The organism is Bacillus arachidis, from assembly GCF_030285945.1.
GTDB classification, from domain to species: domain Bacteria; phylum Bacillota; class Bacilli; order Bacillales; family Bacillaceae_G; genus Bacillus_A; species Bacillus_A arachidis.
The window spans coordinates 4,168,778-4,182,718 of the sequence record NZ_CP127376.1 but is presented as its reverse complement, the minus strand read 5'-3'; the positions used below and the strand labels follow the sequence as shown (position 1 = coordinate 4,182,718).

The window sequence follows — 13,941 nt, the reverse complement described above, 5'->3', positions numbered from 1 at the left end:
AGAAAAATTAATGTGAAATATCTGAAATATTATAATCGTTCGTCATTTCCCCTTCTCTTATTGGCATATCTGATTTTCGTTTGCTATGATGAAGGGGAGAATATAGAAGAAGGTGAATACGTGATGACAGCAATTAATTGGACAGAAGAAGTTGAAAAACGAAAAAATGAATTAATTCATGACGCACAACAATTTTTGCAAATTAAAAGTGTATGGGAAGAAGAAACAGCAAAAGAAGGTGCACCGTTTGGAGAAGGTGTAGCGAAAGCACTATCCTTCATGTTACAGAAAGGGGAAGTAGAAGGATTTACTTCTAAAAATTTAGAAGGGTATGCAGGGCATCTTGAAATGGGGCAAGGAGAGGAATTGGTTGGTATTCTTTGTCACGTTGATGTTGTTCCAGAAGGAGATGGATGGACAACACCTGCATATAGCGCTGATATTCGTGATGGAAAGATTTTTGCACGTGGTGCAATTGATGATAAAGGGCCAACAATGTCTGCTTACTATGCAATGAAAATTGTAAAAGAATTAGGATTGCCGCTTTCAAAACGCGTACGCATGATTTTAGGAACGGATGAAGAAAGCAACTGGAAATGTGTCGATCATTATTTTAAAAATGAAGAAATGCCAACGCTTGGGTTTGCACCAGATGCTGATTTTCCTATTATTAATGCGGAAAAAGGGATCTCTGATATACAAGTTGTGCAAAAAAATAGTGAAACACAAGGCGGGGAATATGAACTTGTTTCATTTTCTTCAGGGCGTCGTTTAAATATGGTTCCTGATTTTGCAGAAGCAGTGATTACGACTGAAAAGGTAACGGAACTTCGCGCTGCTTACGAACAATACTTACAAACTGTTAAGAAAACAGGAAAAGCAAATGTAGAAGGAAATACTGTGAAGTTACAAGTAGAAGGGATTTCAGCCCACGGTTCTACTCCTGAAAAAGGTGAAAATGCAGGTCTCTTATTAGCGAACTTTTTAACAACGCTTGCTCTTGACGGTAAAGGTGCTTCATTTGCGGCATTTGTTACAGAAACATTTACGAATGATACGCTTGGAGAAAAAGCAGGAATCGCTTATAAAGACGAAATTAGCGGACCGTTAACGATCAATGTAGGTCGCCTTTCTTATACAAAAGAAGAAGGTGGAAACTTAGGTTTAAATGTACGCTATCCAGTAACAACTAATTTTGAAGAGACAGTGCAGAAATTAAAAGACTATGTCGGCCAGAAAGGCTTCCAAGTAGCTGATTACTCTAACTCACGTCCACATCACGTTGATAAAGATCACGTTTTAATTCGTACATTGCAACGTGTATATGAAGAACAAACAGGAGAGAAAGCAGAGCTATTAGCAATTGGTGGCGGTACATATGCTCGTTCATTAAAAGCTGGTGTTGCATTCGGTCCACTATTCCCTGGAAAAGAAGAACTTGCGCATCAAAAAGATGAGTATATTGAAATTGAAGATCTATTAAAAGCAACAGCAATTTATGCGCAAGCAATTTATGAATTAGCGAAATAGGCTGATTGTATATTGAGATATGACCGCTCTCCATTCGGAGGGCGGATTCTTTTTTGAATGAGATACAAAAGAAAAGCAACAATAACAAGAAAGGAGAAGATATAAATGGTTCCACATTATTTTTTAGCAGTTACCTTACCGGATCATATAAAAGAAATACTTGCAAATTATAAAGAGGAAGTGAAGGACAAGTTACCATTTCGCTCGTGGGTACATAAGGAAGACTACCATATTACACTTGCTTTTTTAGGGAGTGCGGCGCAGGAACAATTGCAAGGAATAGAGAAAGGGTTACAAATCCTTGTGAATACAGCAGAATTAGATCTGACGCTACAAAGTTTTTCTACATTCGGTCTAGTGGAGAGTCCACGTATATTTTGGGCTGGATTAAAAGAAAATCGAGCATTATTTGATTTGCAAAAACAGGTGCATGCTATTTGTGAGAGAAATGGTTTTTCACTTGAAACACGTCCTTATCATCCGCACATTACTGTTGCTCGTAAGTGGGGTGGAGAAGAAAATTTTAATCTTAAAGATCTGAAGCAACTGGATGCAGTGTTGTTTCAGGCGGATACCATTACATTGTACGAGTCTCACGTCCATCAAATTCCAAAGTATAAGCCAATTTATGAAATAAAGTTACAGAAACTTAAAGTATAAAAACGTTTCTTACGAATGTGAATATACTATAGAAAATAGTAAGCTTGTGTGTACATGAATACGAATTGAAAGACCAACATAAAACTATTCCTTATAGGTGGGAGAGAGGATCTGCTTAAGGATAGAAGCGGACAGTGCCTTTTTTAGCCCCCCTGCCATGTGAAAACAGAAGTAGAAAATGAGTGGAAATCTCTTTCTGTTCGACATAGCCGCAATGTATCCCCTTTATACGCGGGCGGAAGATCTCTACCTCAAGATTCAGAGAGAAATAAGAAAGATAGGTGGGGGATGAATTCTCCCATCCCCGCTCATGGAAGTTTCATTTTAATTTCGAGAATGATGGTGATTTTTTATGCTGAAAGTAAAGCGTCCATTTGAAGCCTATTTAGATGAAATGAATAAAATTACAATTTTGCTCCCGCATGCGTACGGAACCAGCCGAACATTTTTTATGCAGGAAGGAAATCATGTATGGGAGCTTAAAATTTCTCAAATCATTTCTCTTCCAGATGCAACGAAGTATGAATGCTGTGTAGAATATCCACTTGATGTGGGAAAGTATTACACAGTGAGAGATGAGCGAAATGAAGAAACAGACTTACAAATTGGAGCGGTTATTCGAACGGCTGTATTTGATGAAAAATACTATTATGCTGGTGGAGACTTAGGAGCTTGTTATAGGAAAGAAGAAACAGCTTTTAAAATGTGGGCACCCACTGCAAGACTTGCGAAAGTAAGGATTTATAAAAATGATAAAGAGTATGCGGATTATGAGATGCAAAGAGGAGAAAATGGTGTTTGGTCTTATATTTTACAAGGAGACTTGGAGCTCGCTAGGTACACATTTCTCGTTTGTATTAATTTAATTTGGAATGAAGCTGTAGATCCATATGCAAAATCCGTATCAGTCAATGGTAAGTATGGAATTGTGATTGATCCTCTAAAGACATATATAAAAAAACAAACTGTATTACCTAAACTGGAATCTTTCGCTGATGCAATCCTTTATGAATTGCATATTCGTGATGCCACTATGCATCCAAATAGTGGCGTAGCAAAAAAGGGGACATATGCAGGGTTAACAGAAGAGAATACGAAAGGAAAACTTGGGACAAAAACGGCCTTCTCCTATATAAAAGAATTAGGAGTTACACATGTTGAAATTTTACCTCTTCATCATTTTGCTGGAGTAGATGAAAAACGGCCGTTTGCGGCGTATAACTGGGGCTATAATCCACTATATTTCAACGTACCAACGGGAGTATATGCAAGCGATCCTATCGATCCTTATAATCGAATCAAAGATTGTAAAAAACTTATTGAAAAATTTCATGAACATGGAATCCGTGTGGTTTTGGACGTTGTATATAATCATGTATATGAACGAGAAACATCATCTTTTGAAAAGCTTGTACCAGGATACTATTTTAGACATGATGAAAATGGCATGCCATCAAATGGAACAGGAGTTGGGAATGATCTAGCATCTGAGCGGAAAATGATGCAGAAGTTTATAATAGACTCTGTTTTATATTGGCTTACTGAATATAATGTTGATGGGTTTCGATTTGATTTAATGGGAATTTTAGATGTAGAAACGATGAATGAAGTAGAAAAGGAAGTAAGAAACATAAAAAAGGATGCGCTGTTATTAGGGGAAGGCTGGGAGCTACAAACACCGCTTCCGGCAGAAGAGAAGGCTACGCTTAACAATGCGAATAAAATGCCACAAATCGCGCAGTTCAATGATCAATTTCGTGATGCGATAAAAGGCAGCACGTTTGATGTAAGTAAACGTGGCTTTGCATTTGGAGGAAGCGTAGACCCTGTGCATTTGCAATATGTGTTAATGGGAAGTCTGGCAAATGAAAAAGGAGATGGGTTATTTTTAGAACCGATTCAAAGTATTAACTATGTGGAATGTCACGATAATATGACGATGTGGGATAAACTCGTGTGCAGCAATCAGGAAACGGAAGAAGTGCAAAAAAGGCGCCATCGTTTAGCCACCGCGATGACATTACTCTCACAAGGAATTCCGTTTTTACATGCAGGACAAGAGTTTTATCGTTCTAAGAAAGGAAATGAAAATAGTTATAATGCGCTTGACGAAATTAATCAACTCGATTGGGATCAAAAAGAGAAAGAAATAGAAACAATTGCTTATATACAAGGGTTAATTGCAATTCGTAAGACACATGGAGCGTTGCGCTTACAGTCAGCGAATCTTATAAAGAAGCATATGACATTTTTACAAACATCTTCTACTGTTATTGCTTATCATTTACAAAATGTAGGGGAGTTCGGTCCTTGGAAGGAAATTGTGGTGTTGTTTCATAGTGGTATGCAAATAGAAACGATTTTACTGCCGAAACATGAAATGTGGTGCGTATTAGCAGACAGTGCAAAAGCAAAAGTACAGCCGATTTCTTCATTTCAAGGAAATGAACTTCAAATGGCTCCGATTAGCTCGTATATATTGGCGATAATGTGACAAATCGCTACTTGACGATGCGAATATAATAAATGTAGAATTGACAAAGGTGACGATTTTGATAAGTTGTCATTGTATTATTGGTTTTGTAAAATATAAAAGAATAGACGGTTAGTTTGTCTTGATTTCTTGGCCCATACCAAGTTTTCTTTTATCAAAAAAAGCAGGAAAACTCCATCCTTAAGGAATATGCGTAGTATAGTTTTGGTGGATGAAGATGAATTGCTAGTAACTGTCTTTATATAAAATATTAAAAAAGTAGTTCCAGGGGGCATTTGCCAGTGGAATAGAGGGGTTGTGCCATCAGGCAATTAACTCCACTTGTGTTAACCATCTGTTAGTGTAGGTGCACGAGAAATCATCGCTTCAAGATTCAAAGGATCTAGGTAGCGGGAGTTTTCATATGAATCCACAACATGTTCAAAAGGTGTTGCGGTTTTTCATTTTATGACTATAAAAGATAAGGATTTGTTAACGGGTAATGAATATGGAATGGTTGGAACAATTATTAGGAGAAGAGTGGAGTCTTATACCCGCTGGTGGGGCAACGGGCGATGCATATATTGCGCAAAATGGACAACAAAAGCTATTTTTAAAGCGGAATACATCGCCTTTTTTAGCGGTATTGTCGGCAGAAGGAATTGTTCCAAAATTACTTTGGACAAGAAGAGTGACGAACGGTGATGTAATTTCAGCTCAAAAATGGCTTCCAGGACAAAAGCTAGAGCCAGAGGATATGAAACTTGAGCGTGTTGCGAAGCTTTTAAAAAAAATACATTCGTCTAAAGCACTTGTGCAGATGATACAAAGGCTTGGAAAACAGCCCCTGCATGCGCAGGAGTTATTCGAGCAATTGTATTTTGTTTTAAGAGGAGACTTAAGAACGGATGAAACGATTCAGACAGGACTTCGATATTTAAAAGCTACATTGAAAGATGTTGAATATGATGAGTTTGTTGTGTGCCACTGTGACGTTAATCATAACAATTGGTTATTATCGGACGAAGATGAATTATTTTTAATTGATTGGGATGGAGCGCTTATTGCGGATCCTGCTCTCGATCTTGGCATGTTATTATATTGGTATGTTCCGCGTCACGAATGGGACGAATGGTTAGCGTATTATGGAATTGAAATGAATGAATCATTGGTTCATCGTATGAAGTGGTATGTAGTGGCACAAACTATTTTATCTGTTCAATGGCATACAACAAAAAAGCAGCAAGCAGAAGCTGAATATTGGCATCAATATTTACAGCAACTACTTGCTTCAGAGTAAATACTTTAAGAAAAATTGTCCATTCCAGAAATCCATTGCGTAAGTTGTTCTTGATTACTAGAAATATGGTTGTCTAAATCAGGAGAATATTTACCCGATTGACTATAGTAATATACATCATTTAGCATCGCTTTTACGTCGCTGTTCACATTATCGTTTGCAAGCAATGATTGAATGAGCCGTTCTAATTGTTCGCATTCAGAAACCGTTCCACAGCAATCACTTTGGTGATTGACTAGAATATCTTTTAAAATTTCTAATTGATGTTGTTGATTAATCGGCACGATTGGATCATCCTTTCGATTGTTGTTCAATTTGAACAAGTAAGAGAAATTTTCTATTTCGCCAAGGAGTAGCTAATCATTGGCTAACGAAACGTTTCAGCAGGAAAGTTTCGTTCTATGCTCTTTGTAGTTTGTATCAAAATGGAACACCTTATACTTGAAAGAAACGGACCGAGTGCTCGTACGTACTTGGTTTTTTGTTTGATAGAATAATTAAAAAAGAAAGAAGGAAGGAACCTTCTACAAATAGTCTAGTAAAGAGAGGAAGACATCTATGCGTTTAAGACATAAACCATATGCAATGGATCAAATTAATGAGTATTCACAGTTTGTAATTGGAAACCCAGAGGAGCGTTGTGGCAATTGGAAAGAGGTATTTGGAAATGACCATCCAATCCATATTGAAGTAGGAACAGGTCGCGGTCGTTTCGTTTATGAGATGGCAAAAGCAAATCCACATATTAACTATATTGGGATTGAAAAATTCACAAGTGTTATCGTAGATGCGCTTGATAAGTTAATTGAAGAAGAAGTACCAAATTTAAAATTAATTAATAAAGATGCTGAAGATTTAACAATTTTCTTTGCAGAAGGCGAAATTGACCGTGTATATTTAAACTTCTCAGATCCATGGCCAAAAAATCGTCACGAGAAGCGTCGTTTAACGTATAAAACGTTTTTACGTAATTATGAAGAAGTGCTAGTAACGGGCGGGGAAATTCATTTTAAAACAGATAACCAAGGTCTATTTGAATACTCGCTTATGAGCATGGCTGAGTATGGTATGTTGTTAACGTTCTTGAGCCTGGACCTTCATAACAGTGACTTTGAAGGAAATATTATGACCGAATATGAAGAGAAATTTTCTAATAAAGGACACCGTATTTATCGTGTTGAAGCGAAATATCGTACGGAACCTGTGCAATAATGCACAGGTTTTTTGTTGTAAGAAACATTCTGAATTTTGTGTTAAAATTAAAAAGGAAAAAAGGGGGAATAGAAATGGAATGTTTACAAATTGGAGAAATCAAAGTGACATGGCTACGTGGTGGGAATACCCACTTAGACGGAGGTGCAATGTTTGGTGTTGTACCAAAAGTCTTATGGTCACGTAAATATAAATATAATGATACAAATCATATTTATTTAAGGACAGATCCGTTGCTTGTACAAACGAAAGAAGGAAATATGCTCATTGATTCAGGAATTGGAAATAATAAAATGACTGAAAAAATGAAGCGGAATCAAGGTGTAACAGAAGAATCGTCAGTTGAACATTCTCTAGCGGAGCTCGGTCTAACAGCCGAAGATATTGATTACGTACTAATGACACATCTTCACTTTGATCATGCATCAGGATTAACAAAATGGGAAAGTGATGAACTTGTTCCGACGTTTCCAAATGCAAAAGTGTATGTGTCAGAGACAGAATGGAATGAAATGAGAAATCCTAATATTCGCTCTCGTAATACATATTGGAAAGAAAATTGGGAGCCGATTGTAGAGCAAGTTGTTACTTTTAAAGAGGAAACGCAAATTACAGATGAAGTAAGCATGGTGCACACAGGTGGGCATAGTGATGGACATGCTGTTATTGTTCTCGAAAGTCAGGGAGAAACAATGCTTCATTTAGCTGATCTACTGCCAACACATGCTCATCAAAACGTATTATGGGTGATGGCATATGATGATTATCCAATGACTTCAATTGAACATAAGCAAAAATGGATGAAGTATGGCGCAGAAAAGAAAGCGTGGTTCACCTTTTATCATGATGCATATTATCGCGCTGTGAAGTGGGATGAGGAAGGGATTATGATTGAGAAGGTAGAACGAATAGAGGAAAAAGTATCAAGTGAAGTGTAAGAAGGATAGAAGCGTGAAGTGGAGGTGACTGCCTTTCTACTAAAAAAGTGAAACTGCTTATGTTCTCTTTCAATTACAAAATACTTTGTTGTAAGAATTTGTCCTGCTATTCAAGAGAAGTAAGGCCCTTATCTCAACATTCAGATAGAGCAAAAAAGATAGATAGGGCGGGCTAATAATCAGTGGGAGATGAAAAATCCCCCCACTGATTAAAGTTCCGCGTTATCGAAAGAATTACTTTTAAAATATTCTGAAAATTGATATAATATCTCCGAGTTACTACATTGCTACATGCTCTATATGAGAAGCGTTTTATTTGAAAGGGGGAAATATATTGTATATAACGATTGGAAAATTACTTGAACTGACTACTGGAAAGTATCCGAATCAAGAAGCAATTGTTGAACCGCAAAAAAATATTCGCTGGACGTATACAGAATGGAATGAACAGGTAAATAAGCTAGCTCATGCACTCCAAAAAAGTGGTATACAAAAAGGTGACCGCGTTTCGACATTTCTCTTTAATAGTAGTGAACTAGCAACCACATGTTTCGCTTGTGCGAAAATTGGCGCCGTATTTAACCCAATTAATTTTAGACTAAAACCACAGGAACTCATTTATATATTAGAAGATGCTTCTCCAAAAATCGTACTTTTTGAAAAACAATTATCCTCTCAAGTACAAAGCATTCATAAGCAATTCCCTCATATTCAGTTCTGGTACATTGATCAAAATCGTCCATCGTTTTCTATTTCCTATGAAGAGAAACTATCCAATGCGTTACCGGAATTTGAAGCAGTAGAAGTAAAAGAAGATGATATTTGTTCTATTATGTATACAAGTGGAACAACCGGTTATCCGAAGGGTGTACTTCACCGTCATCGAGAAATTATTGACCACAGTTTGATGGGAATTGCTTATTTACATTACACCGAGAATAGTCGTGGTCTTGTAACAGCACCGATGTTTCATTGTGCGGAGCTGCATTGTTGTTTCGTGCCAAGGGTGCATAGCGGTGGTACAAATATTATTCTGCACCATTTCGATGCCAAGAATGTTCTTGAAACGATTGAAAAAGAAAAGATTACTGTTATGTTTGCAGCACCTACAATGTGGAATATGATGTTGCAGGAAGACTTAATGCAGTATGATTTATCATCTCTTCGGTACGGTTTATATGGAGCAGCTTCAATGGCACCGGCACTTGTAAAAGCATGTGATGAAAAATTGAATGTTTCATTAGTACAAGCTTATGGTATGACAGAAATGGGGCCTGCAATTACTTTTTTACGAGAAAATGAGCAGATTACTAAAGTAGGTTCTGCAGGAAAAGCTGCCTATAATCATGAAATTCGCGTTGTTCGTCCAAATGAAGAAGGGCCATCTGAGCCAGATGATATATTACCACCGTATGAAATTGGAGAAATTATTGTACGAGGTTCCTGTTTGATGAAAGGGTATTACAACAATGAAGAGGCGACAGCAAAAGCGCTCTATAAAGGATGGTACCATTCAGGTGATTTAGGTTATGTAGATACAGATGGTTATTTGTATGTTGCAGATCGTGTTGACGATATGGTTGTTAGTGGCGGAGAAAATATTTATCCGCGTGAAGTCGAGGACTTTTTGTATACGCATGAAAGCATTTTAGATGTTGCGGTGCTTGGCGAGAAAGATGGGCTTTGGGGAGAAAGTGTTCTAGCATACATCGTTTCAAAAGAGCAGTCTCTTACTGAAGAGATATTAGATGAGTACTGTAAATCAAGTGATAAGCTTGCTGATTATAAACGTCCACGTCGCTATATATTTGTTGAACAACTGCCCAGAAATGCGAGCGGTAAAATTCAAAAATTTATTTTACGTAGCCAAGTGACAGAAGTGGAATCCAAGGAGAGGATATGATGAAGCATAAGTATTTACAGGAAGAGCATCACATTTTTCGTGATGCTTTTCAAAAATTTTTAAAGAAGGAAGCATATCCATACTACAACGAATGGGAAAAAGAGGGGATAATTCCTCGTTCTTTCTGGACGAGTATGGGGAGTAAAGGTTTTCTTTGTCCAATGGTAGATGAGCGGTATGGTGGAGCTGGTGCTGATTTTGGGTATTCGGTTATCGTCAACGAGGAACTTGAAAAGGTTGGATCGAGTCTAATCGGAATTGGTTTGCACAATGACATTGTTGTTCCATATTTCACGCAGTATGGAACGGAAGAACAGCAGAAGCGCTGGTTACCAAAATGCGTAAGCGGTGAATATATAACTGCAATTGCAATGACGGAGCCAGGAGCAGGTTCGGACTTGGCGAGTATTCGAACAACGGCAAGGAAAGAAGGGGATTATTATGTCGTAAATGGTGAAAAAACATTTATTACAAATGGTATTCATGCAGATTTAGTTATCGTTGTTTGTAAGACAGATATCAACGCTGCTCATAAAGGTATGAGTTTACTCGTTTTAGAAAGAGGAATGGAGGGATTTAAGAGAGGGAAACAGCTTAAAAAGGTTGGCTTACATAGTCAAGATACAGCAGAACTTATTTTTGAAGATGTAAAAGTCCCTGTTTTGAATTTGTTAGGGGAAGAAGGAAAAGGTTTTTATTATCTTATGGAAAAGTTGCAGCAAGAACGTCTCATCGTTGCAATCGCCGCGAAAACAGCAGCGGAAGTAATGTTACATATAACGAAAAAATATGTCCAAGAGCGAAAAGCGTTTGGGAAAAGTATAAGTGATTTTCAAGCGGTACAATTTCGATTAGCAGAAATGTATACGGAAATTGAAATTGGTAGAACATTTGTAGATGACTGTATTATAGGTCATATGAATGGTGAGGACATCGTAACGAAAGTATCGATGGCAAAGTGGTGGTTAACAGATCTCGCAAAAAAAGTGTCAGCAGAGTGCATGCAACTACACGGTGGATACGGATATATGGAAGAATACGAGATTGCGCGGCGTTATCGTGATATTCCAGTAAGCGCGATTTATGCTGGAACGAATGAGATTATGAAAAATATAATTGCGAAAGGTATGGGCTTATGATGTTGAAAGGAATAACAGGTGCTGATTTTTCTCACTACTTTACCAGGCCCATATGCATTGTTTGCTAATATTCAACACTATTTCAAAACATATTGTCTTGTTGTTGGAATGTATGCTGTGGAAACAAAAAGAAAATGATTAAAGGGGGAAAATAATGATTCAAAATATCGCGGTAATTGGTGTAGGAATTATGGGAAGTGGAATTACCCAAGCGTTAGCAATGGGCGGTAAAGATGTGAAAATGTATGATGTATCAGAAGAAAATCTACAAAAGGCTTATGAAACGATCAACAAAAGCCTGAGTCGTTTCGTGCATGCAGGGCGTATGACTGAGGAAGAGAAAAAACACATTCTAACTCATATTACTCCTACAGTTATATTGGAAGAAGCTTGCCAGAATGTAGAACTTGTTATTGAAGCAGTACCAGAAATATTACAGTTAAAGAAGGAGATTTTTCAAAAACTAGATTCGTATACATCACAATCTACTATTCTAGCAACGAATACATCTGAGTTAAGTGTAACTGCGATTGCAAGTGTGACAAGTCGTCCAGAGAAAGTAGTAGGGATGCATTGGTTTAATCCCGCTCCTGTTATGAAGCTCATTGAAATTGTACGAGGAGTAGTTACGGGGGAAAGTACGATACAAGCAGTAAGAGCAATCTCAGAAGAAATAGGGAAAGAAACAGTTGTTATAAAAGATACGCAAGGATTTGTGACCACGCGGGCAATTGCTATTCATATGTTAGAGTGCATGCGTATGTATGAAGAGGGAATTACAAGTAAAGAAGACATTGATAAGGCGATTAAGCTTGGTTTGAACTATCCAATGGGGCCATTTGAATTAGCGGATTATATAGGACTCGATACGCTGTTATTTGCGAGCGAAGGGCTAATAGAAGCATTTGGTGAGAGGTTTAGAGCGCCACAAACACTTGTGAAACTTGTAGAGGCGGGGCATCTTGGAAGGAAGACTGGGAAAGGTTTTTATGATTATTCAAAAGGGAAGGTGGGGGAGAAAATATGAAGCGAGACGTTGTTATTGTTGAAGCTGTACGTACGCCAGTTGGGAAAAGAAATGGTGCGTTTCGTGAGTTACACCCAGTACAGCTTGCGGCAGTTGCGCTGGATGCAGTAACAAAACGGGGGAATATAGAAAAAGGTCTCATAGAAGATATTGTTATGGGGTGTGTAACGCCAATTAACGAGCAAGCATTTAATATTGGAAGACTTTCAGCACTTGAAGCAGGTTTTCCTATAACAGTTCCAGCAGTAACGATTAATCGGCTTTGTGGTTCTGGACAACAGGCTATTCACTTTGCGGCGCAAGAAATTAAATCAGGCGATATGGACATTACGATTGCAGCTGGTGTTGAACATATGACAAAAGTTCCTATTTTAACTGATGGAAATGAGCGAACCATCCCAAGTAGTCTTCATGAAAAGTATCAAATTGTACATCAAGGCGTATCTGCTGAGATGATTGCCGAAAAATATGGAATTACCCGTGAACAGTTAGATACTTACGCGCTAGAAAGTCATAGACGAGCCATTCAAGCGATTGAATCTAGACGCTTTCAGCGAGAAATCGTACCACTGAGTGGGATAGATAAAGAAGGCAACGAAATATTAGTTGAAAGTGATGAAGGACCAAGAAGAGATACTTCGTATGAAGCATTAGCAAATTTAAAAACAGTGTTTAAAGAAAATGGAGTGGTTACAGCAGGGAATGCAAGCCAAATTAGCGACGGTGCTGCAGCAATTTTGCTGATGGATAGTGAAAAGGCGAAAGAACTAGGTTGTAAAGCACGTGCTCGTATTGTGAATCAAGTAGTTGTTGGTTCTGATCCAACGACAATGCTTGACGGCGTTATCCCTGCAACGAAAAAAGTATTGCAAAAATCCAATTTAACAATTCAGGATATAGATGTTATAGAGATTAATGAAGCATTTGCATCGGTTGTTTTAGCATGGCAAAAGGAGATAGAAGCAGATTTACAAAAGGTAAATGTTAATGGTGGTGCGATTGCACTAGGTCATCCACTTGGGGCAACGGGTGCAAAATTAATGACTTCTCTTCTGCATGAATTGGAGCGGAGGCAGGGAAGGTACGGTCTGCTGACAATTTGCATTGGACATGGGATGTCAACAGCGACGATAATTGAAAGAATGTGAAAAGGCGTGCAGAAATTCATCTGCACGCTGTTATCCTTCTACTGTCTGTAAATACCCCGATGGGTGAGGCGTACTAATCATCAAATGATATGGAAAACCTCTACTAATCAAAGTTTCGCTTTATTTAATACTGTCTCTTCGGATTAGCCGAGTTCCTTTACGCCGCTGTTACTTCTAAAACAGTACCTGTTTTTGCATCTACTAAAAATTCAAATCGTTCTTGTATATCATTTAAAATTGTTGTAAGACCGCCGCGATATACTTCGTATGCGACATCATATTTTTCAAACGTCTCTGGAACCATATGTACCCAAGAGCCAGTAATTTCGCCTTTATGACTGAGTGCTTGTTTCACCATTTTTAATGCTTTTTCTGAAGAAATATGGGATTGTTCTTGAACTTTGTTTGCAACAAGATAACCAGCTGCAAAACCAATGCCAACCCCAGCTAGTAAACCTTTCCAGTTCATATATTCACCTCAATTCTATAAAATAGTGTATCGATGATAATTATAATGCAATTTTAACTAAAAAAGAAGAAACTAGAAACATTTCGAAAATTTCGTTACAATAAAAGAGGAATTCTACTAAGGTTTGAAAGAAGGGAACTTC

General features: G+C 37.8%; 12 protein-coding genes. 10 read left to right on the top strand and 2 right to left on the bottom strand.

The features are described from left to right. The first annotated feature begins 123 nt into the window (after positions 1–123). The 4 genes from pepV (at position 124) to QRY57_RS23115 (ending at position 5,963) form a co-directional block, all read left to right on the top strand. Positions 124–1,530 carry a dipeptidase PepV gene (pepV, locus tag QRY57_RS23130; protein WP_286016199.1) on the top strand — a complete coding sequence of 469 codons (1,407 nt, stop codon included), beginning with the start codon at positions 124–126 and terminating at the stop codon, positions 1,528–1,530. A 105-nt stretch (positions 1,531–1,635) separates the two neighbouring features. After that, a complete protein-coding gene (gene thpR / locus QRY57_RS23125; RefSeq protein WP_286016198.1) occupies positions 1,636–2,190 on the top strand; it encodes an RNA 2',3'-cyclic phosphodiesterase in 555 nt (184 codons plus the stop codon). 352 nt (positions 2,191–2,542) lie between these two features. Further along, positions 2,543–4,684, top strand: a complete 2,142-nt coding sequence (gene pulA / locus QRY57_RS23120) for a type I pullulanase (protein ID WP_286016197.1) — start codon at positions 2,543–2,545, stop codon at positions 4,682–4,684. 481 nt (positions 4,685–5,165) lie between these two features. Then, positions 5,166–5,963: a phosphotransferase family protein gene (locus QRY57_RS23115; protein ID WP_026593731.1), complete on the top strand. Its 798-nt coding sequence runs from the start codon at positions 5,166–5,168 to the stop codon at positions 5,961–5,963. A 5-nt stretch (positions 5,964–5,968) separates the two neighbouring features. On the opposite strand, the gene QRY57_RS23110 is transcribed toward QRY57_RS23115, so the two are convergent. Then, positions 5,969–6,247, bottom strand: coding sequence for a YtzH-like family protein (locus QRY57_RS23110; RefSeq protein WP_026593730.1), 279 nt, complete (start codon positions 6,245–6,247; stop codon positions 5,969–5,971). A gap of 274 nt (positions 6,248–6,521) precedes the next feature. Between QRY57_RS23110 and trmB the strand changes: the two genes are divergently transcribed. The 6 genes from trmB (at position 6,522) to QRY57_RS23080 (ending at position 13,330) form a co-directional block, all read left to right on the top strand. Beyond that, positions 6,522–7,175, top strand: a complete 654-nt coding sequence (gene trmB / locus QRY57_RS23105) for a tRNA (guanosine(46)-N7)-methyltransferase TrmB (protein WP_026593729.1) — start codon at positions 6,522–6,524, stop codon at positions 7,173–7,175. 74 nt (positions 7,176–7,249) lie between these two features. After that, positions 7,250–8,113: a YtnP family quorum-quenching lactonase gene (locus tag QRY57_RS23100; RefSeq protein ID WP_286016196.1), complete on the top strand. Its 864-nt coding sequence runs from the start codon at positions 7,250–7,252 to the stop codon at positions 8,111–8,113. A gap of 334 nt (positions 8,114–8,447) precedes the next feature. Then, on the top strand, positions 8,448–10,016 hold the full coding sequence (locus QRY57_RS23095) for a fatty acid--CoA ligase (protein ID WP_286016195.1): 1,569 nt from the start codon (positions 8,448–8,450) through the stop codon (positions 10,014–10,016). Then, entirely contained in the window at positions 10,016–11,155 is a 1,140-nt protein-coding gene (locus QRY57_RS23090; RefSeq protein ID WP_286017922.1) for an acyl-CoA dehydrogenase family protein, read from the top strand. The genes QRY57_RS23095 and QRY57_RS23090 overlap by 1 nt, the downstream gene beginning before the upstream one ends. Positions 11,156–11,309: 154 nt before the next feature. Next, positions 11,310–12,182 (top strand): 3-hydroxyacyl-CoA dehydrogenase family protein, encoded by an 873-nt coding sequence (locus QRY57_RS23085; RefSeq protein ID WP_286016194.1) that lies wholly within the window; start codon positions 11,310–11,312, stop codon positions 12,180–12,182. Continuing rightward, entirely contained in the window at positions 12,179–13,330 is a 1,152-nt protein-coding gene (locus QRY57_RS23080) for a thiolase family protein (protein WP_286016193.1), read from the top strand. Before QRY57_RS23085 ends, QRY57_RS23080 begins: the two co-directional genes overlap by 4 nt. 157 nt (positions 13,331–13,487) lie before the next feature. Here the strand turns inward: QRY57_RS23080 and QRY57_RS23075 are convergent, their stop codons facing one another. Next, positions 13,488–13,799, bottom strand: coding sequence for a PepSY domain-containing protein (locus QRY57_RS23075; protein ID WP_026593723.1), 312 nt, complete (start codon positions 13,797–13,799; stop codon positions 13,488–13,490). Between the last annotated feature and the right edge of the window lie 142 nt (positions 13,800–13,941).

Excerpts from the sequence above, each read along its gene's own strand:
- trmB (WP_026593729.1), top strand. The coding sequence starts at position 6,522 with ATGCGTTTAAGACATAAACCATATGCAATGGATCAAATTAATGAGTAT.
- pulA (WP_286016197.1), top strand. The coding sequence starts at position 2,543 with ATGCTGAAAGTAAAGCGTCCATTTGAAGCCTATTTAGATGAAATGAAT.
- QRY57_RS23115 (WP_026593731.1), top strand. The coding sequence starts at position 5,166 with ATGAATATGGAATGGTTGGAACAATTATTAGGAGAAGAGTGGAGTCTT.
- QRY57_RS23080 (WP_286016193.1), top strand. The coding sequence starts at position 12,179 with ATGAAGCGAGACGTTGTTATTGTTGAAGCTGTACGTACGCCAGTTGGG.
- pepV (WP_286016199.1), top strand. The coding sequence starts at position 124 with ATGACAGCAATTAATTGGACAGAAGAAGTTGAAAAACGAAAAAATGAA.
- QRY57_RS23100 (WP_286016196.1), top strand. The coding sequence starts at position 7,250 with ATGGAATGTTTACAAATTGGAGAAATCAAAGTGACATGGCTACGTGGT.
- QRY57_RS23090 (WP_286017922.1), top strand. The coding sequence starts at position 10,016 with ATGAAGCATAAGTATTTACAGGAAGAGCATCACATTTTTCGTGATGCT.
- QRY57_RS23085 (WP_286016194.1), top strand. The coding sequence starts at position 11,310 with ATGATTCAAAATATCGCGGTAATTGGTGTAGGAATTATGGGAAGTGGA.
- thpR (WP_286016198.1), top strand. The coding sequence starts at position 1,636 with ATGGTTCCACATTATTTTTTAGCAGTTACCTTACCGGATCATATAAAA.
- QRY57_RS23075 (WP_026593723.1), bottom strand. The coding sequence starts at position 13,799 with ATGAACTGGAAAGGTTTACTAGCTGGGGTTGGCATTGGTTTTGCAGCT.